This is a genomic window from Micromonospora sp. NPDC007220 (assembly GCF_040634035.1).
GTDB lineage: Bacteria > Actinomycetota > Actinomycetes > Mycobacteriales > Micromonosporaceae > Micromonospora > Micromonospora reichwaldensis.
Window position 1 is genome coordinate 878753 of sequence record NZ_JBEYEU010000001.1, and the last position, 23820, is coordinate 902572.

16 protein-coding genes are annotated in these 23820 nt (G+C 73.4%); 8 read left to right on the forward strand and 8 right to left on the reverse strand.

Annotated elements, in window-relative coordinates:
- Positions 1-156: 156 nt before the first annotated feature.
- Positions 157-1146, forward strand: coding sequence for a 4-hydroxy-3-methylbut-2-enyl diphosphate reductase (locus ABZ573_RS04290; RefSeq protein ID WP_132233380.1), 990 nt, complete (start codon positions 157-159; stop codon positions 1144-1146).
- Between the two features lie 42 nt (positions 1147-1188).
- The gene (locus tag ABZ573_RS04295) at positions 1189-1644 is read left to right on the forward strand and encodes a hypothetical protein (protein ID WP_327030488.1); all 456 of its coding nucleotides are present in this window, start codon (positions 1189-1191) and stop codon (positions 1642-1644) included.
- Between the two features lie 276 nt (positions 1645-1920).
- On the opposite strand, the gene ABZ573_RS04300 is transcribed toward ABZ573_RS04295, so the two are convergent.
- Together ABZ573_RS04300 and ABZ573_RS04305 are read right to left on the reverse strand one after the other, a co-directional pair.
- Positions 1921-5190, reverse strand: a complete 3270-nt coding sequence (locus ABZ573_RS04300; protein ID WP_358115472.1) for a S8 family serine peptidase — start codon at positions 5188-5190, stop codon at positions 1921-1923.
- Between the two features lie 162 nt (positions 5191-5352).
- Complete coding sequence (locus tag ABZ573_RS04305; RefSeq protein ID WP_358115475.1) at positions 5353-6531, reverse strand: DNA recombination protein RmuC; 1179 nt, start codon at positions 6529-6531, stop codon at positions 5353-5355.
- 186 nt (positions 6532-6717) lie between these two features.
- Between ABZ573_RS04305 and ABZ573_RS04310 the strand changes: the two genes are divergently transcribed.
- Entirely contained in the window at positions 6718-7878 is a 1161-nt protein-coding gene (locus ABZ573_RS04310) for a hypothetical protein (RefSeq protein ID WP_358115478.1), read from the forward strand.
- Between the two features lie 184 nt (positions 7879-8062).
- Complete coding sequence (locus tag ABZ573_RS04315; RefSeq protein WP_358115481.1) at positions 8063-8839, forward strand: hypothetical protein; 777 nt, start codon at positions 8063-8065, stop codon at positions 8837-8839.
- Between the two features lie 114 nt (positions 8840-8953).
- Here ABZ573_RS04315 and ppc read toward each other — a convergent pair whose 3' ends face one another.
- The 3 genes from ppc to ABZ573_RS04330 all read right to left on the reverse strand — a co-directional run bounded on the left by ppc (position 8954) and on the right by ABZ573_RS04330 (position 13633).
- Entirely contained in the window at positions 8954-11740 is a 2787-nt protein-coding gene (gene ppc, locus ABZ573_RS04320; RefSeq protein WP_327030493.1) for a phosphoenolpyruvate carboxylase, read from the reverse strand.
- Positions 11741-11868: 128 nt separating this feature from the next.
- The gene (locus tag ABZ573_RS04325; RefSeq protein WP_358115484.1) at positions 11869-12906 is read right to left on the reverse strand and encodes a hypothetical protein; all 1038 of its coding nucleotides are present in this window, start codon (positions 12904-12906) and stop codon (positions 11869-11871) included.
- Positions 12907-12976: 70 nt separating this feature from the next.
- Positions 12977-13633 (reverse strand): hypothetical protein, encoded by a 657-nt coding sequence (locus ABZ573_RS04330; protein WP_358115487.1) that lies wholly within the window; start codon positions 13631-13633, stop codon positions 12977-12979.
- 114 nt (positions 13634-13747) lie between these two features.
- Here ABZ573_RS04330 and ABZ573_RS04335 point away from each other — a divergent pair, with 114 nt between their 5' ends.
- Positions 13748-14788: a S66 peptidase family protein gene (locus ABZ573_RS04335; RefSeq protein WP_358115490.1), complete on the forward strand. Its 1041-nt coding sequence runs from the start codon at positions 13748-13750 to the stop codon at positions 14786-14788.
- A 94-nt stretch (positions 14789-14882) separates the two neighbouring features.
- Here the strand turns inward: ABZ573_RS04335 and ABZ573_RS04340 are convergent, their stop codons facing one another.
- The 3 genes from ABZ573_RS04340 to ABZ573_RS04350 form a co-directional block, all read right to left on the reverse strand.
- Entirely contained in the window at positions 14883-15803 is a 921-nt protein-coding gene (locus tag ABZ573_RS04340) for a DUF559 domain-containing protein (RefSeq protein WP_358115493.1), read from the reverse strand.
- Between the two features lie 82 nt (positions 15804-15885).
- The gene (locus tag ABZ573_RS04345; protein ID WP_327030498.1) at positions 15886-16806 is read right to left on the reverse strand and encodes a cyclase family protein; all 921 of its coding nucleotides are present in this window, start codon (positions 16804-16806) and stop codon (positions 15886-15888) included.
- A 416-nt stretch (positions 16807-17222) separates the two neighbouring features.
- A complete protein-coding gene (locus ABZ573_RS04350) occupies positions 17223-18122 on the reverse strand; it encodes an AraC family transcriptional regulator (RefSeq protein ID WP_192581608.1) in 900 nt (299 codons plus the stop codon).
- Positions 18123-18273: 151 nt separating this feature from the next.
- On the opposite strand from ABZ573_RS04350, the gene mfd reads away from it, so the two are divergent.
- The 3 genes from mfd to ABZ573_RS04365 all read left to right on the forward strand — a co-directional run bounded on the left by mfd (position 18274) and on the right by ABZ573_RS04365 (position 23814).
- A complete protein-coding gene (gene mfd, locus ABZ573_RS04355) occupies positions 18274-21924 on the forward strand; it encodes a transcription-repair coupling factor (protein WP_358115496.1) in 3651 nt (1216 codons plus the stop codon).
- A gap of 136 nt (positions 21925-22060) precedes the next feature.
- Positions 22061-22840: a hypothetical protein gene (locus ABZ573_RS04360; RefSeq protein WP_358115499.1), complete on the forward strand. Its 780-nt coding sequence runs from the start codon at positions 22061-22063 to the stop codon at positions 22838-22840.
- Between the two features lie 2 nt (positions 22841-22842).
- The gene (locus ABZ573_RS04365; protein WP_327030501.1) at positions 22843-23814 is read left to right on the forward strand and encodes a nucleoside triphosphate pyrophosphohydrolase; all 972 of its coding nucleotides are present in this window, start codon (positions 22843-22845) and stop codon (positions 23812-23814) included.
- Positions 23815-23820 lie beyond the last annotated feature (6 nt).

Sequence of the window (23820 nt, forward strand, 5' to 3'; positions counted from 1 at the left end):
CCGCCCCACCTCGCCTGTGCTCACCCGCCCACCCTACGGCCCGTCCCGGACAGTTCCGTGCGGCTCGGCCGGGGGTGGGCGGCGTGCGGCCGGCATCGCGCCGTGGTGGCGGTCGCGGCCCGTGTCGCCCTCCGGGACGGCACGTACGATGGGCGGGTGACTCAGGCTGAAGTGACGTCCCGGACCGGCAAGCGCGTGATCCTGGCCAAGCCCCGCGGCTACTGTGCGGGCGTGGACCGCGCGGTGCAGACCGTGGAGGAGGCACTCAAGCTCTACGGCGCCCCGATCTACGTACGCAAGCAGATCGTGCACAACAAGCACGTCGTGCAGACGCTGGAGGCCCAGGGCGCGATCTTCGTGGAGGAGAACGAGGAGGTGCCGGAGGGCGCCACCGTCATCTTCTCCGCGCACGGGGTGGCCCCGGAGGTCTACGAGCAGGCCCGGACCCGCTCGCTGCGGGCGATCGACGCGACCTGCCCGCTGGTCACCAAGGTGCACCAGGAGGCGAAGCGGTTCGCCGCCGAGGACTACGACATCCTGCTCATCGGCCACGAGGGGCACGAGGAGGTCATCGGCACCTCCGGCGAGGCCCCCGAGCACATCCAGCTCGTGGACGGTCCCGAGGACGCCGACCGGATCACCGTCCGCGACCCGAACAAGGTCGTCTGGCTCTCCCAGACCACCCTCTCGGTCGACGAGACGCTGGAGACGGTGGCCCGGCTCAAGAAGCGGCTGCCCATGCTCCAGTCGCCGCCCAGCGACGACATCTGCTACGCCACCTCCAACCGGCAGCACGTGGTCAAGGAGATCGCGCCCGAGTGCGACGTGATGATCGTCGTCGGCTCGGCCAACTCCTCCAACTCCGTACGCCTCGTCGAGGTCGCCCTGGACGCCGGGGCGCGCGCCGGTCACCTCGTCGACTTCGCGCACGAGATCGACGACGCGTGGCTGGAGGGAGCGCGCACGGTCGGCCTGACCTCGGGCGCCAGCGTTCCCGACCAGCTCGTCCAGGAGGTCCTCGCCCACCTCGCCGCGCGTGGCTTCACCGACGTCGACGAGGTGGTGACCGCCAACGAGCGGTTGACCTTCTCGCTGCCGCAGGAGCTCAAGCGGGACATGAAGGCCGCCGCCGCGGCCCGTGGCTGACCGGCGGGAACGGTGGGCGGTCCCGCTGCGTCAGACCAGGGTATGAGGACTCTTCGGCTCGCCGTCTCCGCGTTGGCCGTCTGCGTGGCGCTGAGCGCCTGCGGCGGGCAGGACGGTACCGGCGACACCCCCACCCCGACCCCGACGGGAGCGCAGCCGGTGACCAGCCCGCCCAGCCCTGATCCGAGCAGCCCCGCGGTCCCGCCGACCCCTGGCGACCCGGTGGACCCGACGGGGCCGGCCCTGCCCCCGCCCACGAGGCCCAGCGGCGGGCCGACGAAGACGCCGCCGGCCGGCGGCACCACCCTGAACGGGACCGTCACCTCCGGGGTGGAGCCCAACTGCCTGCTGCTCGACAACTACCTGCTGATCGGCGGCCCGCGTGACCTGCTGAAGCCGGGCGCCAAGGTCACGGTCACCGGCCGGGTCCAGCGCGACCTGCTCACCACCTGCCAGCAGGGCACGCCCTTCCTGGTCGAGACCGCCCGCCGGGGCTGACCGGCTCCGCCCGCAAGGGCTGACCGGTACCGCCCGGTGGGGCTGACCGGACGGCCGCCCGCCGCACGTGGGTGTGCCTGCCCACCAGGGGCGAGCGCGTCCGTCCGTGGCGGCGTCGGGCGGGCTGAGCCCTCTGCGTCGCGACGGACGTGGCGAGCACGTCCGTCCGTGCTGTGTCGGGCGGCCCGAGCACCCCGCGTCGCGACGGAGGTCACCGCAACGGGCGGAGCCCGCCCCCGGGTGGGGACGGGCTCCGGTGTTCCGGTGCGGGACGGGTCAGTTCACGGCGCCGATGGAGACGGCACCGCGGCCGACGACCGCGCCCTCGGTGGTCACCACGGACAGCTCACCGAAGAGCGCCCGACCGGCGACCGGGGTGGACTGGGCGGTCACCGTACCGGTGAGGGTGGCGGTGGCGCCGTGGGCCAGGTTGAGCGGGGTGGCGGGCGCCGAGAGGGTGCCCAGCGCCGCCGCGGAGAACGAGTCCCGGTAGTCGTAGGCGGTGCTGCCACCGGCCCCGTCCACCGCGTAGCCCTCGACGACCACCCGGTAGGTGCCCGCCGGCGGGTTGTTGATGGTCACGGCCTCCTCGGAGTCGCCGTCGGCGGCCCGACCGACCTCCGCGGTACCGCGGAAGACGTAGAGGTCGAGGTCGGCCGCGGCGCTGGCCGGGTTGCCGATCCGGGCGGTGAAGCGGGTCGCGCCCGCCGGCACCTCCACGGTGTACTCCTGCGACGTGCCCTCGGTGATGGTGGGCCGCTCAGCGTGGACGCTGGAGAGCGGGCCGCCCTGACCGGTCACCGCGACCGGGCCGAAGGTGTTGGTCAGCGACCAGGTCACCGGGGTCGCCGCACCGGCGGTGACCGACGGCAGCTCGACCACGGCCGGCTCGACCGCGACACCCTGCACCCGCGCCGTGAGCTGGAACGGGTTGTTCAGCGACGGCGAGGTCCGACGGGACTCCACCTCGATCTCCCAGACCCCGGCGATCGGGTTCTGGTAGTCGCGCTCCTGCGGCTTGCAGGCGTTGGCGTCGGAGAAGTTGGTGTAGCAGGCGAGGCTGGAGGTGCTCTCCACCGGAACGCCGTACGGGTTGAAGGCGATGAACCGGGTCTGCGAACCGGTGGCGATGCCGGAGAGGTTCACCTGGAGGGCGCCCGTGCCCGGCGGAACCGTCACGAAGTACGAGGTGAAGCCGTTCCGGTCGACCGAGCCCTCGGTCGAGAAGGAGAAGTTCGGCTTCTTCACGTCGTTCGAGGCGACGACGACGGTGGAGACCTCGAAGTCGATCACCGAGGTGGCCGGGTCGTCGATCGTCATGATCGCGCCGTGTGCGCCAGCGGTGGCGGGCTTGGCGGTCACCGAGACGGTGACGGTCTTGTTCAGCGGGAGCGAGACGGTCTTCGGCGCCGTGAAGGTGCCGTCGTTGCCACGCAGACCCACGTTGTGCTTCACGGTGCCGGCCGGCCCGCTGGTACGGGTGACCTTGACCTGGTAGCTCTTCGACTGGCCGATCCGCTGCCCACCCTCGGTGGAGGCGCAACGGTTGTAGAGGCCGGTGCCCAGGTTCGGGGTGCCCAGCTGACCGGACAGGACGGTGCAGACCGGGGCCTCGGAGGTGTAGGAGCGCGTCTCCACGCCCTTGCGCAGCAGCTTCCACGCGCCCGGCACGTCGAACATGCCGTAGCCCTGGCCGTACGTCGGGACGTCCTTGATCGGCTTGGCCGAGCTGTAGATCGCCCGGCGCAGCGCGGCCGGGGTGACGCCCTTGTCGGTCGCCTTGGCGGCCGACAGCAGCAGCGCGGCGGCGCCGGCGGCCTGCGGGGAGGCCATCGAGGTGCCGTTCAGCATCGCGTAGCCCGGGGGCAGCGGGTAGCCGGCCTCGGGGACGGCGTTGCCGGCCTGCCAGGTCGGGGCGGTGGAGATGGCCGAGCCGGGGGCGGCGATGTTCGGCTTGATGCCGCCGTCCTCACGCGGGCCCCGGGAGGAGAAGTTGAACAGCGCGTTCTTCGTCTTCACCGCGGAGCCGTAGTTGGCCAGCCAGGTGTCCTTGCTGATGCTCGCCGCGACGCTGACCACGTTGGCGGCCACCGACGGGTCGCCGATGGTGTTCAGGCCCGGGCCGGAGTTGCCGGCCGAGATGAACATCTGCACGCCGTAGGTGGTGATCAGGTTGTTGTACAGCTCGGCGCGGGCGTTGTTGCCGTCGTTCAGCGCCGGCAGACCGCCGATCGACATGTTGACCACGTCGACCTTGCGGTTGATCACCAGGTCGGCCATGCCGGTGGTGAGGGCGGCGTAGGTGCAGCCGCCACCCCACGAGCAGGCCCGGGCGGAGACCAGCTTGGCACCGGGCGCGGCACCGTCGAAGGCGCCGTTGCCGAGCATGTCGTTGGCGGCGGTGATGCCGGCGACGTGGGTGCCGTGGGTGCTCTCGACGATGCCGATGTTGACGTAGTCCACCAGGCCGGGACCGCCGATGGGGGCGGTGTCCACGTCCTCGCGGTACTCGACCACGAACGGGATCCGCTCGACCACCGGGGTGGCCGGGTTGTCGGTGCCGAAGTGCCCGACGTCGAACTTCTCCTTGTACGGCCGCATCAGGGCGTCGTCGGTGAAGTCGTTGTTCTGGTTGACGTCCACCCAGATGTTGTGGGTGGCCGGGTCGTAGAGGATGCCGAACGTGTCGGTCCGGTCCCCGTCGCGGTTGACGTCACCCGCCGGGTCGCTGGCGGCCGTGATCGACTCGCTGAACCGGTTGAACCGGTAGGTGCCCGCCGGGGCCTTCCAGGTCGCGCCGCCGGAGGTGAACGTCGGACCGGTGACCTCGGTGAGCATCGGGCGCCAGGTGGCGTCCTCGAACGGGTCCGTCGCGGTCACCCAGTCGACGATCTTCCGCTCGCCCGTGGTGGTCTTCTGCAGCGCCGGGTGACCGAGGTCCACACCGGAGTCCATGATGCCGATCGTGACGCCGCGGCCGTCCCACTGGGGGTTCTTGGCGACGAAGTCGACCGCGCCGATCTCGTTGGTCGGCATGTAGGGGTTGGCAGCCGGGGTGTCGGCCCCCGGGCCGGTCAGCGTCGTGGCCTGCTTCGCCGCCTTCTTGCCGGAGGGGGCGACCTCGGGCGTCGGGTCGGGCAGCTGGATGGTCTCGTCGAGGTCGACGGCGGAGACGCCGGGCAGCGTGGCCGCCTTGACCACCTTGGAGGTGGGGACCTTGGCCAGGACGTAGCCGATGCTGTCGTACCGCTCGGTGACGGCCGCGCCCAGGCTCTTGAGGTCGGCGGCGACGTCCTTCGCCTCGCCCTTCTTGGTGGCCACGATCAGGGTGACGGTCGGGGCCTTCTTCGCCTCCGCCTCGGCGAGCAGCTTGGCGTCGTGCGAGCCCAGCGCCTCCACAGGGGTGGCCTGGGACGCGTCGGGTGCGGCGGTCGGCGCGGCGCTCGCGGTGGCGGCACCACCGGCCACCGTCACCGCGCTGGCCGCCACGACCGACGCGAAGAGCGCGGCGGAGGTCCGCCGGCTCAGGTTTCGGGGTTTGCTCACGTTCTCTTTCCTCCAGAGAACAGGGCCCTCAGATGCAGGGCACGCGTGAGGCGAATCCTTCGCGCTGCCGCTGGTCACTGTCACTACCGTGGAGTTCGTTGTGACCACTTCGTGACATGGGTGAGCGTCCATTGTCACATCGGCGATGATAGGTATCGGCCGTCAGTCCAGTGCCGACCGACCGCTCGGCGCCCCGGCCTCAGCGTTTCCGAGAAGCTCCGGGGCCTGCGGCTGACGGGGCGCCAGCTCGACCTGCGCCGGCGCGGCCAGCTCCTGGTCGGAGACCCCGAGCTCGGCGAGCTTGCGGGCGCTGACCAGCACGCGCGCCTCCAACGACCCCACGGCCCGGTTGTACGCGGTCACCGCGCCGCCGAGCGACGAGCCGAGCTTGCCGACGTGCTCACCCAGGGTCGACAGTCGCCCGTAGAGCTCCCGGGCCAGCGAGTGCACCGCGACCGCGTTGCGCGCCAGCGCCTCCTGCCGCCACGAGTAGGCGACCGTACGCAGCAGCGCGACCAGGGTGGCCGGGGTCGCCAGCACCACGTTGCGGGCGAACGCGTGCTCCAGCAGCGTCGGGTCGCGTTGCAGCGCGACGTCGAGGAACGGGTCGGCCGGCACGAAGAGCACCACGAACTCCGGCGTGCTGTCGAACGCGGCCCAGTAGGTCTTGGCGGCCAGCGCGTCCACGTGTCCGCGCAGGTGCTTGGCGTGCGCGTCGAGGTGGGTGTCGCGGCCCCGCTCGTCGCGGGCCTCCATCGCCGTCAGGTAGGCGTCGAACGGCGCCTTGGCGTCCACCACCACCGACCGGCCGCCGTGCAGCCGGACCACCAGGTCGGGGCGGACCCCCTGGTGGTCGGTGGCGGCGGTGACCTGCTCCGAGAAGTCGCAGTGCTCCAGCATGCCGGCCGCCTCTACGATCCGGCGCAACTGGTGCTCGCCCCAGCGGCCCCGCACCTGGGGTGCGCGCAGGGCCGCCACCAGCTGCTTCGTCTCCGTACGCAGCTCGCCCGAGACCGTGCTCATGGAGCGGACCTGCTCGCGCAGCTCGGCGTACGCGTCGATCCGGTCGTGCTCCAGTTCGGCGACGCGCTGCTCGTAGCGGCGCAGCGTGTCGTGCAGCGGGGCGACGGCGCGGGCCACCGCCTCCTGGGACTGCGCGGTGGCCTCGTAGCTCAGCGCCCGCATGGACTGTTCGAGCCGGCCCTCGCCCTCCCGGGTGGCCCGCAGCGTGGCGTCCAGCCGGGCGATCTCGGTCGCCGAGCGGGTCCGGGCGGCGTACCAGCCCGCCGCGCCCCCGGCGGAGAGGCAGACGATCACCACGGACAGCGTCGAGAAGTCCACCCCCGGAGCTTGCCAGACCGGCGCGCCGCGCGCCGCCGTGCCGCTCTCGTCGCACCCGCCGCCTTTGTCGCGGATGGACGTTGTGGCCAATCGTGCCGAGCGGCGCGGCGGGGTTTGGCCGTCCCGGGGCAGACAGGAAGCGACGACATGGCTCAGAGTGACGACAGGGCCTCGGAGGGAGACGGCATGGCTGGTCGGTTGCGTCCCGTACGGACACTCGTCGTGACGGCGGCGGGAGTCCTCCTCGCCGCCCTGGCCACGCCGGTCGCGGTGGTCGCCGCACCGCCCGGGGGCGCAGGCGGCTGGCGGGACCTCGGGACGCTGGGCGGCGACTGGAGCGTCCCCGTCGGGCTCACCGACTCCGGGCTGGTCCTCGGCGACAGCCAGACCGCCGACGGCCGCGTCCACGCGTTCGTGTGGCGGGACGGGACCCTGACCGACCTCGGCACGTTGGGCACGGACAGCCACGGCGTCGCCGTCAGCGAGCGGGGCGTGGTGGTCGGCACCACCGTCCTGGCCGACGGGCGGACCAGGCCGTTCCGGTGGCGCGACGGCGTCATGACCGACCTCTCCGCCGTCCACGGGCCGTCCTCGGCCCTCGGCGTCAACGAGCGCGGCGAGGTGATCGGCACGAGATACACCGACGACAGCGGCCAGTACGGCCGGGCGTTCCGCTGGCGCAACGGGATCAGCACGGACCTGCCCGGTCGCGGTGGCGACACCCTCGCGGCGGCGATCAACGACCGCGGCGACGTCGTCGGCTTCACCAACAGCGCGGACGGGTCCAGCACCGAGGCGGCGCTGTGGCGCGACGGCAGGCTGGTCCGGCTGACGCCGCCGGCCAGCGCGACAAGCATGGCCACCGGCATCAACGACCGGGGCCAGGTGGTCGGCACCATGCGGGTCGACGGCTCCGGATGGCACGCCTTCCTGTGGTACGACGGTGTCTTCACGGATCTCGGCACCCTCGGCGGCACCGACAGCTACCCGGTGGGCGTCAACGGACGCGGGCAGGTCGCCGGCAGCGCGCAGACCCCGACGGACATGCGCGCCGTGCGGTGGCACCACGGCGCCGTCACGAATCTGGGCACCCTCGGCGGCTCGTACAGCCAGGCCATGGCGATCAACGAGGCCGGCACCGTGGTCGGTGAGGCGACCGTCGCCAGCGGCGCGAAACACGGCGTGGCCTGGGTGCGGGGCCGCGGCGTCGACCTCGGCCCGCTGGATCTCGGTCGCTCCGGCGGCCGGGTGGGCTTCGTCAACGACCGGGGGCTCGTCGCCGGCCAACTGGCCGCCACCGGCGGCGACGTGCACGCCGTCGTGTGGAACCTCGGCCGACGACACTAGCCCGGCCGGAGACCGCTCCGGCCCGGGACTGCGCCCCGCCCCGGCCCGGGACCCGCCCCGGCCCGCCCCTGCCCTCGCCCGGCTGGGCCTGGCCCGGACATCCTCGGCCCTGCCTCCGATCCGCGCAGCCGAGCTGCGTCGATCGGAGGCGTGGCGCTGGCCTGGCCTGGGTAACGTCGCAGACATGAGATATCTGCCGCTGCTCATCCTCGTGGTGTTGCTGGTGGGTGCGGTCGTCTGGTGGCGTGGGGAGAGCGCCGCCCGGGCGGAGCGCCGCCTGGCCGACGCGCGGGCCGACGCCCAGCGCTGGTACGAGCGGCTCGGCGGCCAGGTGATGAACCTGCACGGCGACCACCCGGCCGTGCGCCAGGCGCTGGTCGACGCCGGGGAGCGTTACAACGCGGCCGGCAGCCAGCTGGAGCAGGCCCGCAGCGTCGAGCAGTACCGCCTGGCCCGGGAGACCGCGCTGGAGGGGCTGACATATGCCCGGGCGGCCCGCGTGGCGCTCGGCATCGACCCCGGCCCCGAGCTGCCCCCGCTGGCCGCCGCGCAGGGCGCCGGGCAGCTCACCCGGGAGCGCCAGGTCGACGTGCAGGGGCAGACCTTCAAGGCCGGCCCGCAGCCCGGCCGCGACATTCCCTACTACTACCCGGGCGGGCGCTACCAGGGCCGGCCGGTGCCGGCAGGCTGGTACTCCACTCCGTGGTGGAAGACCGCGCTGGGCGCCGGCGCGGGTGTCCTCGGCGGCGTGCTGATCGCCGACGCGCTCTTCTCGCCCGGCTTCGGCGACCCCGGGTACGGCTACGAGGCCGGCTACCAGGAGGGCTTCGGCGACGGCACCGGATTCGGCGAGCAGGGCGGCGAGGCCGGCGGCGGTGACTTCGGCGGCGGCGGGTTCGGCGGCGGAGATTTCGGGGGTGGCGACTTCGGCGGCGGTGACTTCGGCGGCGGCGACTGGTAGGGCCGACACCGACGGCACGACCGGCATCGGCGGCGCTGGCCGGCTCGGCGGTGCCGGGGGAAGGAAGGGCACCCTCCGCTGCGGGAAGCGCGGAAAGGTGCCCTTCCTCGCTGCTCAGCCCGTGTTGCGCATGCCGGCGGCGATGCCGTTGACCGTGGTCAGCAGCGCCCGCTCCAGCGCCGTACCGTCGCTCGGCGCACGCCGGCCGCCCGGCGCCGTGGCCACCGCCCGGCCCGCCGCCCCGGACTCCCGGTACTGGCGCAGCAGGGCGACCTGGAGGTGGTGCAGCGGCTCCAGGTACGTGTCGCGGACGGCCAGGGTGCGCTGGAGCACGGGGGAGTTCTCCAGCAGGGCCGGCGAGGAGGTCACCGCCAGCACCTCCTGCTTGGTCAGCTCGTACTCCTGCTCGATCTTGTGGAAGATCGGGTGCAGCTTCTTCGGCACCAGCGTCTCGACGTAGCGGCGGGCGATGCTCAGGTCGGTCTTGGTGAGCATCATCTCGACGTTCGACAGGAACGTGCGGAAGAAGTGCCAGTTGCGGTGCATCTCGGCCAGCACGTCCTCCAGCCCCGCCTCGCGGGCCGCGGCCAGGCCGGAGCCGACCCCGAACCAGCCGGGCACGATCTGTCGGGTCTGGGTCCAGCCGAACACCCACGGGATGGCGCGCAACCCGGCGAGCCCGGCCCCGGTGTTCGGCCGCTTCGCCGGCCGGGAGCCGATGTTCAGCGCGCCGAGCAGCTCCGTCGGCGTCGACGCCCAGAAGTACGCGGGCAGGTCCGGGTCCTCGACCAGCGACCGGTACGACCGGAAGGCCGAGTCGGAGACCGTATCCATCGCGGCGTCCCAGCGTTCCAGCATCTCGGCGGGCTGCCGGGGCGCGGTGTGCAGCAGGGTGGCCTGGAGCACCGCGGCCAGGGTCAGCTCCAGGTTCTCCCGCGCCAGCGACGGCAGGGAGTACTTGTCGGAGATGACCTCGCCCTGCTCGGTGACCTTGATCGCGCCGTCCAGGGTGCCGTACGGCTGGGCCAGGATCGCCTCGTGCGTCGGCCCGCCGCCGCGACCCACCGTGCCGCCGCGGCCGTGGAAGAGCCGCAGGTGTACGCCGTGCCGGGCCGCCACGTCGCGCAGCGCGCGCTGGGCCCGGTGGATGGACCACTGGCTGGTGGTGATGCCGGCCTCCTTGTTGGAGTCGGAGTAGCCCAGCATCACCTCCTGCACGTCGCCCCGCGCCGCCACCAGGGCCCGGTACGCCGGCAGCGAGAGCAGCTCGTCGAGGAGTTCGCCGCCCGTGTTCAGCTCGGCCGGGGTCTCCAGCAGCGGCACGAAGCCGATCCGGGACCGGCCGCTGTGCACGTCGACCAGGCCGGCCTCGCGCGCCAGCACCACGGCGGCGAGCACGTCGTCCACGCCGAGCGTCATCGAGACGATGTACGACTCGATGACCTCGTTGCCGAACCGGTCCTGCGCCTCGCGGATGGTGCCGAACACGTCGAACGTCTTGCGGGTCGCCTCGGTCAGCGGGGTGTCCAGCGTGGAGAGCGGTCGGCGGCCGGTCAGCTCGTCGGCGAGCAGCTTCGTGCGTTCCTGCCGGCTCAGCGACGGGTAGTCGGAGACCTCGCCGACGGCCGCGTAGAGCTGGGCGAGCACCGCGTGGTGCGCCTCGGCGTGCTCCCGGACGTCCATGGTCGCCAGGTGCAGCCCGAACGCGGAGACCGTACGGATGGTCGAGGCGAGCCGGCCCACGGCGGTGAGCTGGCCGGCGTTGCGGGCCAGCGAGGCGCGCAGCAGCTCCAGGTCGGCGACCAGCTCGGCGGAGCCGCGGTAGTCCCGACCGGGCACGTGCGCGGTGCCCTGGCGCAGCCGCTGCCGGGTGTTGGCCAGCTTCGCCTTCACGCAGCGGGCCTTGAGCCGGTAGGGCTCCTCGGCGTTGACCCGGCGGAACCGGGCCGCCACCTCGGGCAGCGCGTCCAGGTCGGCGGCGAGGCTCGCGGAGAGGTCGAGCGACACCCCGCGCAGCCGCCGGGACACCGACACCTCGTCGATCAGGTGGTCCATCGCCTTCTCGGTGGCCGCGATGCCGTGCTCGTGCTGGATGGTCAGCACCTCGCGGGTCACCGCCGGCGTGACGAACGGGTTGCCGTCGCGGTCGCCGCCGATCCAGGTGCCGAAGGACAACGGCCGGGCGGTCGGGGAGGTCTCCACGCCGAGGGTGCGCAGCGTGTCGGCGAGGTCGTCGAGGACCTGCGGGGCGGCCTCGGCGTACAGGTCGCGCAGGTAGTAGATGGCGTTGCGGGCCTCGTCGGTCGGGTCCGGCCGGTCCAGCCGCAGCTCGTCGGTCTGCCACATCAGGTCGAGCAGTTCGGCGAGGCGGCGGTTGGCCGGGCCCTCGTCGCTGGCGCCGTAGAGGATCGCGTTCGCGGTCTCGGTGTCGAGCTCGTCGGCGATGGCGCGCAGCTTGGACAGGATCGACCGGCGGGCCGCCTCGGTCGGGTGGGCGGTGAAGACGGGCCGTACCGCCAGCCGCCGGGCCGCCGCGGCGATCTCCTCGGCCGGCACCCCGCGCTCGGCGATCATCTTGGCCGCCTGGTCCAGCCAACCGCCCTGCACCGCCCGGCGGCGCCGCAGCTCCCGGGCCCGGTGCACCTGCTCGGTGATGTTGGCCAGGTGGAAGTAGGTGGAGAAGGCGCGGGCCAGCTTGGTGCCGGTGGTGACGTCCAGGCCGGCGAGGCGCTGCGCGGCGGTGGGGGCGTCCGAGCGCACCTGGGCGCGGATCTCCTCGACGAGGTCGAGCAGCGGCCTGCCCTCCTGGCGGGCGAGGGTCTGCCCGAGCAGGGTGCCGAGGCGGCGGATGTCGGCCCGCAGGGCGGCGTCGGGGCCGTCGTGGTCGTGCTGGTCGGTCACGATGCGCTCCTTACGCGAGTACGAAGGACAGCGCTGTCCGACTCCCTGGATCGTATCCGCGTCCCCCGCAGGGAAGGAGGGGACCCTTGCAATCGTCTGCGGCAGAGGAAGGAGCCGTTCCTCGCGTCTCAGCCGGCGCGGGGCGCATCTTCGCTGGTGGGGCCGGGTGCGGTGCGTCGGCCGGCGCGACGGCGGGCCTGGAACGGGGTGGCGCTGAGCACACCCGCCACGCCCAGCGCCGTCCAGATGGTGAGCCCGGCGATGGGCCAACCGGTCGACCGGCGGTCGAAGTAGACGACGGACTTGAGCAGGTCGGTGGCGAGCCCCGGCACGTTCCAGCGGTGCATGCCGCGCAGCCAGGTCGGCAGGAACTCGGGGGCGTAGATGCCGCCGGAGCCGGGGTTGCCGAGCACGACCAGCAGCAGGATCACCAGCCCGGTGCCGAACAGCCCCAGCCAGCCCTGCACCGCCGAGGCGATCATCGCCGCCGCGAGGACCGCCAGCGTCCCACTCGCGGCGACGCCGAACAGGTCGTGGTCCCAGACGTCCAGGACGGGTCCCACCACGATCGCGCCGGCGGCCCCGAGCACCAGGCTGTAGCCGGCCAGCGCGGCGATCCGCAGCCCGGCGCGGCGCAGGCTGCGCGGGGCGGTGCCGTTGCCCAGGCCGAGCACGGTGGCGGCGAGGTAGCCGCCCAGTACGTACCCGACGGCCAGGTAGAACGGCACGAGCCCGCGCGGATCGGTCGCGGCCACCGGCACCTCGTCGGTGACCCGCAGCGGCATCTCCGCCTGCCGGGCGGCGGTGTCGAGGACCCGGACGACGACGTCGGTCGCGGCCGGCGCTGCGGCGCTCGCGGTGGTCAGCACCAGCCCGCCCTCGGCGCCGGTGGCGAGCACCCCGTACACCTCGCGGGTGAGCAGGCCGTCGTCGGCGGCGCGCGGGTCGGCGTACTCGACGGCGTCGAGGGTGTCGCTCTGGTTGCGTACGGCGGCGAGGACGGCCTGTGCCTTCTGGTCGCCGCGCACCACCCCGACCGGCACGTCGCGGGGCGTGGGACGGTGCAGCGCGCCGACGTACGCGGTGATGAACGCGGTGGCGAGCACCAGGGTGCCGAGCAGCAGCGCGGCGGTACGCGGCAGCCCGTCGCGCATCTCCTGGTCCACGCCGCCAGCCTAGGGCGGCTCGTGCCCGGAATGTGACGTTTCCCGGCCTGGGCCGCCGGTGCCGCATCGGTCAGGTGAGCTGGCAGCGGCCCGCGCTGTAGTGGGCGACCGCCGCCATGATCTCCGCCTCGGACCGGTCCGCGAAGTTGAGCGTGGCGACCAGCCCCGAGCCGTAGAAGGCGCTCAGGGCCGCGCTGTCGAGCGCCGTGAACGCCCCGAGGTGCTGGAGCGCCCGCGCGTCGCGTGGCGTGACCACCAGCATCTTCTCCAGGCTCCACCGGCGCCGGGAGATCCGCGCGACGCCCTCCCACGGCAGCCAGATCGCCTGGCCCCGGGTCGGCCGGGTGCGGATCCAGAGCCCGGCCGGGCCGAGCGCCAGCACCGGGCCGCCGGAACCGATCAGCCAGAGCTGGATCCCCAGCGGCAGGGCGACCAGGGCCAGCAGGCAGCCCACCACGCCGAGGATCGCGACCACGGACTGGGAGCGCAGCTGCGGATCGGACGAGTTCACCATGCCGAGACCGGCGCAGCAGGCGATCGGGAGGATGAGGACCAGCACCACCCCCATCATCAGCAGGCCGCGTTTCGCGACGTTGGGCCGTACCACGAAGGGCTGGTCCTCCGGGATGCGCCTGGTCACCGGCGGCGGCACGGGGCCTCCCCACGGGCCGCCGTGCGGTGGGCCGTGGTGGAAGGGCTGCGGCGGATGTCCGGCGGGGGTGCTCACGCGGCCTCCGAATACTCGATCAACTTCGGCGGGGCCAGCCTAGAGGCCGTCCGCCAGCGTCCCGGCGGGCCGGACCAGCGGAAAATCGCTGGAGCCGGTCGGTAGCGTCCGATCATGACGTCGCCGAGCTATCCCCCCAAGCCCCGACCGGGAGACCGGGTCGCGGTCGTCTCGCCGTCCGCCGGCCTGCCGGCCCTCTTCCCCCACGTGTACGAGTTGGGCCTGCGCCGGCTGCGCGAGGAGTTCGGCCTGGAGCCGGTGGAGTACCCGACCACCCGGGTACTCGGCGCCGACCCGCGCGACCGGGCCCGGGACCTGACCGCCGCCTTCGCCGACCCGACGATCGCCGCCGTGCTCGCCACGGTGGGCGGGGACGACCTGATCACGGTCACCCCGCACCTGGACGACGCCGTGCTGCGGGCCAACCCGAAGCCGTACTTCGGCTACTCCGACAACACCAACGTCCTCAACCACCTGTACCGGCTGGGCGTCGTGTCGTACCACGGCGGGTCCGTGCTCGTGCACCTCGGCCGGCCCGGCAGCCCGCACCCGCTGACCTTCGACTCGCTGCGCGCGGCCCTCTTCACCTCCGGCTGGTACGACCTCACTCCCGCGCCGCAGTGGGGCGACCGGCCGAACGACTGGCAGGACCCGGCGACGCTGGCCGACGAGCCGGAGATGCTCCCGGGCGAGGGCTGGCGCTGGCAGGGGCCGTCGACGGTGGTCGAGGGGCGCACCTGGGGCGGCAACCTGGAGATCCTGCACTGGCTGCTGGCCGCCGACCGGGTCCCTGACGCCGGGGACCTGGCCGGATCGGTGCTGATGGTCGAGACCTCCGAGGAGTTGCCCCCGGCCACCGAGGTGTTCCGGATCCTGCGCAACATGGGGGAGCGCGGTCTGCTCGCCGGCTTCCCGGCGGTCCTCGTCGGCCGGCCGAAGGCGTGGGACTTCACCCGGCAGCACACCCCCGACGAGCGGCGGGACTGGGCGGAGGCGCAGCGGGAGGCGGTCACCCGGGCGCTGGCCGCCTATTGCCCCGACGCGGTGGTGGTCTTCGACGTCGACCTCGGCCACACCGACCCGCAGCTGATCGTCCCGTACGGCGGCGAGATCCGCATCGACGCGACCACCCGACACATCTCGGTCCGCTACTGACCCACCCGCGCCTTGGCGTGCGCGCGTGCGAGCGCCCTGGTGATCAGGACGCCATGGACGTTAACTGGCCGTTTTAAGGTCCATGGCGTCCTGATCAGCATTGGCCGGGGCGGCGTTCCTGGATTGCGGCAGTTACCAGCCGGACAATTCGGGCGGGGTGCCGCAGTGCGTCGTCCGCGGTGAAGCGCAGCACCAACCAGCCCGCCGCGCGGAGTGCGTTGAGCCGAGCCACGTCGCGCTGGAAGTGGGTGCGTTCCCGGTGGTGGTCACCCTCGTACTCGATGGCGATTCGCCACCGGGGGTAGGCGAGGTCGACGCGGCCGAGGAAGACGCGTCCCCGGTGCGGGTGGGTGCCGTACACGTCGTGCTGCGCGGTCAGGGGTGGCAGACCGGCGTCGTGCAGGACGAGCCGGAGCCGGGTCTCCATGGGGGACTCGCTCAGCGGCTCGGCCAGCGTGAGCACCTCCCGCAGTTGGGCGGTGCCGGGCCAGCCGTTGTGCGTGTCCAGGTAGCTGCCCAACGCCGGGAGCTTGACCACCCGCCGATGCAGCAGCGCGTCCACCGCGACGAGCGCGTCCGTCCGGGGCAACTGCCGCCCGAGGTCGAAGGCCGTGCGGACGCCGGTGGTGACCGGCAAGCCGGCGAAGCGGGTGATCTCCCGGGCGGAGAACGACCGTTGGTCGACCGACACACGCCGAGTGGAGCGTCGGCGGGCCGTCGCCGGGAGCGTGACGAAGACCGGGCTCGCGTGTGGGAGGAGTTCCACGCCCCACAGGAATGCCGCGCTGAGACCGCTGATGGCGGCCCCCGCCGGCAGGGTGAGGGCAACGGCGTCGCACCACATCCGGTGGTCGTTCTCACGGTAACCGTCGACGTGGACGTAGAGGTCGGGCAGCAGCCGGCACCAGGACGGCCCACGGAGCATCCGCCACGTGACCAGGCCGGCGGCGACGGCCCGACTGCCGGAGAACGGGAGGAACGCCAACTCTCTGGGGACGCGCGGTGCCCGTGACATTCCGGCAGCCTGCTGTCACAGCCCGCCCGCGCGCCGACCCGAAGGTTGATCCCGGGCTGTCGACGTGGCCCTCGGTCGTCGATCAGGTGGGATTGAGGACCGCGAACGCCCGTACCGGGAAGGTGCCCATGCCGGCCACCATCGGTGGGGCGGCCGTGAACCGGAAGCCGGTCGGGGGCAGCGCGTCGAGCCCGGTCAGGTGCTCCACGATCGGGACGCCGGCGGCCAGCAGGGCGCTGTGCGCCGGTCGCTCGCCGGCCGCCGCCGGGCTCATGTCGTCGATGTTGATCGAGTCGATGCCGACCAGGGCGGCGCCCGCGTCGACCAGGGCCCGGGCGCCGTCGCCGGTGAGGTAGGGCGCCTCCGGCGCGCCGTACCGGTCCGTGCCGAAGTGCGCCGACCAGCCCGTGTGCAGCAGCACCGCGTGCCCGGCGACGTCGTACGGTGCCAGCAGCAGCCGGTCCACCGCGCGGGTGCCGGCCGGTACCCGGACCACGACGCCGGGCAGGTCGGCGAGGCGGTCCAGCGGGGTGCCGGCGAGGTCGGCGCCGTCGGCGAAGCGGTGGGCGGGCGTGTCCAGGTACGTGCCGGTGTTGGCGATCATGTCGATCCGCCCCACCTGGAACTCGGTGCCGGGGGCGTAGTTGGCGCGGGACGCCTCCCGGGTCAGCCATTCGGTGATCCGTGGCGCCGGCCAGCCCGGCAGGGTGGTCATGCCGTCGGTGACGACGTGGCTCAACTCGACCAGCCGTCGCCGGGAACTGTCCCCCGGGCCGGCGGCCACACCCCGGCCGCCCTTGTGCGGCTCCTCGATGATCGTCCGGCCGGTGATCCGTACCTCGGCCACCATCAGCAGCCCGAGGTGCCGGACGAACAGCGCCGCCAGTTCGTCGTCGGCGATGTCGCGGCCGGGAATGTCCAGACGGAACCCGTCCGTCCGCAGCCCGCCGCCGTTGGCGAAGGTGACCTCCGCGTCGAACTGTGCCCGCCACTGGTTGCCCATCAGCGCAGCCGATCACGGCCGGCCACCCCCGTCAAGATCCTTCGAACGGGCTGCCCCGTGCCCACCGGAGTGCCGTACAGGGGGGTGTACGGCACCACCGGCGGGCGGCGACGGCGCCTCGCCGTCGCCGAGGTCGCAGCCGGTTGGAGCTGCGGGCCTCCCCGAACAGGTCCGCGCACCCCGCGACCGCCGATCCGGCGGCTCGATCCCGGCTGACGGATTCCATCTTCGGCCGCCGGGCGGTCCGGGTCTTGAACATCGATGCTCGGTTGACCGCCAACTCAGAACCCGCGATCCGATCCGGCCCGACCGGCCCGACCCGACCAGCCCGACCCGGCCGACCCAACCCGACGGCCCGACCCGGCCGTCCAACCCGGTTCAAACGCAGGGACAGCGGGTGGGGGGTGAGGGCGGGGTCAGGTCCGTCGGGTTTGGGTGAGGAGTCGGCGCAGGTGGGCCGGGGGGTGGCCGACGTGGTCCCGGACCACGCGGGTGAGGTGGGCCTGGTCGGCGAAGCCGTGCTCCGCCGCCACCGCGCGCAGCGGCCGCTCGTCCGACTCGGCGAGGGTGTCCAGCACCGCCCGGACCCGCAGCCGGTTGCGGTAGGCGGTGAGGCTGCTGCCGGTGACCCGGTGGAACACCCGGCTCAGGTGGTGCGGGGAGGCGCCCACCTCGCGGGCCACCTCGTCGAGGCTGAGCGAGTAGTCGCCGGCGGTGAGCACCTCGCGGGCCCGGTCGGCCAGGCGACGGTGGGCGGCCTGGGTGGCGGGCCGCCGGCTGACCGCGCGTGCCAGGTCCGTCCCCGGCTCGTCCCGGGCACCGGTACGGCTGAGCACCTCGTCGAGGAAGCGGTGCAGCCGTTCCGCCATCTCGAAGTGGTCCAGTCCCCGCCGGAACTCCGCGATGAGCATCCGGTGTGCCAGGTCGAGCGACGCGTCGGAGGTGCCCTCCCAGCCGGCGGTCTCCAGCCAGCGGGTCCCGTCCGGGCGTTCGGCCAGCACCGCCGGGTCGACCTCCAGGCAGGTGTACGAGTCGCCGCAGCCCAGCGGGTGGGACACGGACATCTCGTCGCCCGGCCGGGTGAGCAGCACCGAGGTGGCGTCCGAGAACGCCGTACGACCGTTGAGCCGCCGCCGGTACGCCCCCGACCGCCCGAGGATGAGGTTGTAGTTCAGCTCGATGGCCGGTGTCGTCCAGCCGTGGTTCTCGACGATGCAGCGGACCTCGTAGATGAGGATCCCGTCCGGGTGACCCAGCATCCGCCACCGGGCCGGCGTGGTCTTCCGGCGTGGGTCGCTGCCGGTTCCCTCAGGCATCCGTTCTCCCCCCGGGTGGCCCTGCGCCGATTGTCGACGATCCAACCTACGCGGGGGCGGTTCGTCCGACCGGAGAGATAGTGTCGACCAGTGGCCCCCCGTCCAGCCGGACGAGGGGTGATCGTCGTGTCCTCCCGCTGGAAGTGATCCCATGCTCACCGGTCTGTTCTCCGCCGCCCTGGCCGACCCGGGGCTGGCCCGGGCACGTGACCTGGCGCGCTCCGGTGCCGCGCAGGTCGACGGCCTCGACATCACCGCGCCGGCCGCGCTGCGCCCGTTCGCGGTCGCCGCGGTCGCCGCCGACCAGGCCGGCGACGGCGGGCCGGGCGGTGGCGCGGGTCGTCCGGTGCTCGCCGTGACCGCCACCACGCGGGAGGCCGACGACCTGGCCGCCGCGCTGGGCAGCCTGCTCCCGCCCGAGCAGGTGACGGTCTTCCCGTCGTGGGAGACGCTGCCGCACGAGCGCCTGTCGCCCCGCTCCGACACGGTCGGCCGTCGGCTGGCCGTGCTGCGCCGGCTCGCGCACCCCGGTTCGGCCGACGCGCACGGTCGCACCGGCCCGCTGCGGGTGGTCGTGGCGCCCGTCCGGTCGCTGCTGCAACCGCAGCTCAAGGGGCTCGGCGACCTGGAGCCGGTGCAGCTCGCCGCCGGGCAGGAGGCCGACCTGGAGGAGGTCGCCCGCCGGTTGACCGACATGGCGTACGGGCGGGTCGACCTGGTCACCAAGCGGGGCGAGTTCGCCGTGCGCGGCGGCATCCTCGACATCTTCCCGCCCACCGACGAGCATCCGTCGCGGGTCGAGTTCTGGGGCGACGAGGTGGAGGAGATCCGCACCTTCGCCGTCGCCGACCAGCGCACCATCGAGCAGGTGCCGCAGCTGTGGGCGCCGCCGTGCCGGGAGCTGCTGCTCACCCCGTCGGTGCGCAAGCGGGCCGCCGCCCTCGCCGAGGAGCACCCGGAGCTGGCGGAGATCCTCGACAAGCTGGCCGAGGGCATCCCGGTGGAGGGCATGGAGTCCCTGGCCCCGGCGCTGATCGGCGCCGACTCGATGGAGCTGCTGCTGGACGCCATGCCGGCCGGCACCCACGTGCTCCTGTGCGACCCGGAGCGGATCCGCACCCGGGCGCACGACCTGGTGCGTACCTCCGACGAGTTCCTCCAGGCGAGCTGGGCCGCGGCCGCCGTCGGTGGCCAGGCCCCCGTCGACCTCGGCGCCGCCGCCTTCCGGACCCTGGGCGACGTACGCGCCGTCGCGGCGAAGCTGCGCCAGCCCTGGTGGACGCTGTCGCCGTTCGGGCTCGTGGAGGCCGAGGCCGCCCCGGCGCGGCAGCCCTGGGAGGACGGGCCGGAGGCGTACGACGTCACTCCCGACGACGCGATCGCGGTGACCCTCTCCGCGCAGCCGGCCCCGCTCTACCACGGCGAGACCGCCCGGGTGGTCGACGACCTCAAGCGCTGGACCGGCGAGGGCTGGTCGGTCGCGCTGGTCTTCGAGGGGCACGGCCCCGCCCAGCGGGCGGTCGAGGTGCTCCGCGACGCGGGCCTCGGCGCGCGGCTGACCGAGGAGATCCCGACCGCGCCCGCCCCCGGCGAGGTGCTGGTCGCCTGCGGCAGCCTGACCGGCGGCTTCGTCGACGAGGCGTCCCGGTTCGTGCTGCTCACCGGCAACGACGTCACCGGCGGGCGGGGCACCTCGACCCGCGACATGCGCAAGATGCCGAGCCGACGGCGCAACACCATCGACCCCCTGGAGCTGAAGGCCGGCGACCACGTTGTGCACGAGCAGCACGGCATCGGCCGCTATGTCGAGCTGGTGCAGCGCACCGTCAACGGGGCGTCGCGGGAATACCTGGTCATCGAGTACGCCCCGAGCAAGCGCGGCCAGCCCGGGGACCGGCTCTTCGTCCCCACCGACCAGCTCGACCAGCTCTCCCGCTACGTCGGCGGCGAGCAGCCCACCCTGCACAAGATGGGCGGCTCGGACTGGCAGAAGTCCAAGGCCCGGGCCCGCAAGGCGGTCAGGGAGATCGCCGCCCAGCTCATCCAGCTCTACGCGGCGCGCAAGGCGTCCAAGGGGCACAACTTCGGCCCCGACACGCCGTGGCAGCGGGAGCTGGAGGACGCCTTCCCGTGGCAGGAGACGCCGGACCAGCTCGCCGCGATCGAGGAGGTCAAGCGGGACATGGAGCAGACCGTCCCGATGGACCGGCTGATCTGCGGCGACGTCGGCTACGGCAAGACGGAGATCGCCGTCCGGGCGGCGTTCAAGGCGGTGCAGGACGGCAAGCAGGTGGCGGTGCTGGTGCCCACCACGCTGCTGGTGCAGCAGCACTACAACACGTTCGCCGAGCGGATGAGCCAGTTCCCGGTGACCATCCGGCAGCTCTCCCGCTTCCAGACGCCGAAGGAGGCGGAGCAGGCCCTGGAGATGGCCGCCGCGGGCACCGCCGACATCGTCATCGGCACCCACCGGCTGCTCCAGGCCGCCACCCGGTTCAAGTCGCTCGGCCTGGTCATCGTCGACGAGGAGCAGCGCTTCGGCGTCGAGCACAAGGAGCACCTGAAGACGATGCGCGCCTCGGTCGACGTGCTGAGCATGTCGGCCACGCCGATCCCGCGCACGCTGGAGATGGCGATCACCGGCATCCGGGAGATGTCGACAATCGCCACCCCGCCGGAGGAGCGGCACCCGGTGCTCACCTTCGTCGGTGCGCACGACGAGCGGCAGGTGGCCGCCTCCATCCACCGCGAGCTGCTCCGCGACGGGCAGGTCTTCTACCTGCACAACCGGGTCGAGTCGATCGACCGGACGGCCCGGAAGCTCCGCGAGCTGGTGCCCGAGGCGCGGGTCGCGGTGGCGCACGGCCAGATGGGCGAGGAGGCCCTGGAAAAGGTCATGGTCGGCTTCTGGGAGAAGGAGTTCGACGTGCTGGTCTGCACCACGATCGTGGAGTCCGGCATCGACATCCCCAACGCCAACACCCTGATCGTGGAGCGGGCCGACCTGCTCGGCCTGGCCCAGCTGCACCAGATCCGCGGCCGGGTCGGCCGGGGCCGGGAGCGGGCGTACGCCTACTTCCTCTACCCGCCGGAGAAGCCGCTCACCGAGCACGCCCACGAGCGGCTGGCGACCATCGCCCAGCACACCGAGCTGGGCGCCGGCATGTACGTGGCGATGAAGGACCTGGAGATCCGGGGCGCCGGCAACCTGCTCGGCGGCGAACAGTCCGGGCACATCGAGGGCGTCGGCTTCGACCTGTACGTGCGGATGGTCGGCGAGGCGGTCTCCGCGTTCAAGGGCGAGCGCCCGGAGGAGGAGACCGAGGTCAAGGTCGACCTGCCGGTCGACGCCCACCTGCCGCACGACTACGTCGCCGTGGAGCGGCTGCGCCTGGAGATGTACCGCAAGCTCGCCGAGGCCCGCGACGCCGACCGGCTGAGCGAGGTGGTGGCCGAGATGACCGACCGCTACGGCGAGCCGCCCGCGCCGGTGCAGAACCTCGTCGCCGTGGCCCGGTTCCGGCTGCTGGCCCGCCGCTACGGCCTGACCGACGTCTCCATGCAGGGCAAGCACATCCGGTTCGGTCCGCTGCCGCTGCCCGACTCGAAGCAGCTGCGGCTCAAGCGTTACCACCCCGACTCGGTCTACAAGCAGGCGCTCGACCAGGTCAGCGTGCCCCGGCCCAGCACCCGGCGGGTGGGCGGCGAGCCGCTGCGCGACCAGGCCCTGCTGGAGTGGTGCGCCCAGTTGCTCAAGGACGTCCTGGGCGAGCCGGCGACGGCGGGAGCCGCCGCGCGGTGAGTGGCGGTCGACGATGGCTGACCGGCAGCCGGCGGGTGAGCAGGGGGTGGGGACCCGGGCGCGCGCGGGGCGGGCGCGCGGGGAGACCGGTGGGCGGTGTCACGGCGGCCCCGGGCGGCATGAGAGAGTGACCGACATGCGTGCTCGCCGTCTTGTCGCCGTCGCCAGCGTGGCGCTCGGCCTCGTCGCCCTCTCCGGTTGCCGTGCCGAGCCCGGTGTCGCCGCCTACGTCGGTGACCTGCGGATCACCGAGGATGCCGTCACCGGGATCGTCGACGACCTGCGGGCGAAGAACCCGATGCCGACCGGGCAGCCCGAGGCGCCCGAGGCGCCCGAGGGGCAGCCCCCGGCGCAGGTGCCGCAGCTGCCCGACCGCGGCCAGATCGTCAGCATGCTCGTGTTGACCGAGGTCTGCGAGCGGCTCTCCGCGGACAAGAACTACCAGCCGCGCGGGCAGGTCGCGCCGGAGCAGGTCGCCCAGCAGTTGCGCCTGTCGCCCGACACCGGCTACGTGCGCCAGTCCGCCGAGCTCTACAACTGCCTGTCGGGGGTGCCGACCGGGGCACCGGCCGAGCCGACCGCGCAGGATCTGGCGGACGTGGTGGCGGCGGGCCGCAAGGCGGGCGCCATCCCGGCCGACGTGCCCGACGAGGCGGCCGCCCGCCAGCTCGACGGCGAGCAGTTGCGCGGCGCGCTGGCCACCCGCAAGTCGCTGGCCGACGCGGTCGCCGCGTACGACGTGACGGTCAACCCCCGCTACCGCCCGCTGGAGTTCCCCGTGCTGAGCTTCTCCGGCAACGCGCCGGCGGTGAGCGTGCCGCTGGGCGAGGCCGGCTCCAACGGGGTCACCGACGTCTCCACCCCGGATCCGCTGCCCACCGTCGCGCCCGAGGCGGCCGGCGGGACCCACAGCTGAGCATGCCGGCGCGGATCGTCCTGCTCGTCACCTCGCCCCGGCTGCCGGCCGGGCTGCTGACCGCCGCCGCGTGGGACGTCGTACGCCGGCATCCGGTGCTGGCAGGGGCGGAGAGCGAGCTGACGACGGCGGTCCGCGTGGCGGGCGCCGAGGTCACGGTGGTCGACGGCCGGGCGACGCAGGCGCTGCTCGACGCGGCGGCGTCGCACGGCGTCGCGGTGTGGCTGGCCGGCCCGGCCGGCGACGAGTCGCTGGCCCGCGAGCTGGGCCTGCGGCTGGCCCGCGAGCCCGGCCTGGCCGAGCTGGAGCTGATGTACGGCTCCTGGGACCCGCCGGGCGCCCGGCTGCTCGACGCGGTGGCGGTGATGGACCGGCTGGCCTCTCCCGGCGGCGATCCCTGGAAGCGCGCGCAGACCCACCGCAGCCTCGCCGGCTTCCTGATCGAGGAGTGCTACGAGGCGTACGACGCGATCAGCGCCGGGGACACCGACGCGCTGCGCGAGGAACTGGGCGACGTGCTGCTCCAGGTGGTGCTGCACGCCCGCCTCGCCGAGGAACTGCCCGAGGAGCAGCGGTGGACCGTCGACGACGTGGCCGGCGGGCTGGTCGACAAGATGGTCCGGCGCAACCCGCACGTCTTCGCCGACGCCGAGGCCGGCACCCTGGAGGAGATCGAGGCCAGCTGGGAGCGGATCAAGCGGACCGAGAAGGCGCGTGACTCGGTGCTGGACGGCATCGCGCTGAGCCAGCCGGCCCTCGCCCTGGCCGCCAAGATCCTCGAGCGCGCCGGGCGGGTCGGCCTCGCCGTACCGCCGCCCCTCGCGGATTCCCAGGTGGACCCGGAGGCGCGGCTCGGTGCCGGCCTGCTCGCCACGGTCGCGGCGGCCCGCGAGGCGGGCCTGGACCCGGAGGCGGCCCTGCGCCGCGCCGCCCTCGCCTACGCGGACGCGGTCCGCGCCGCCGAAAAGGCCTGAGTCGAC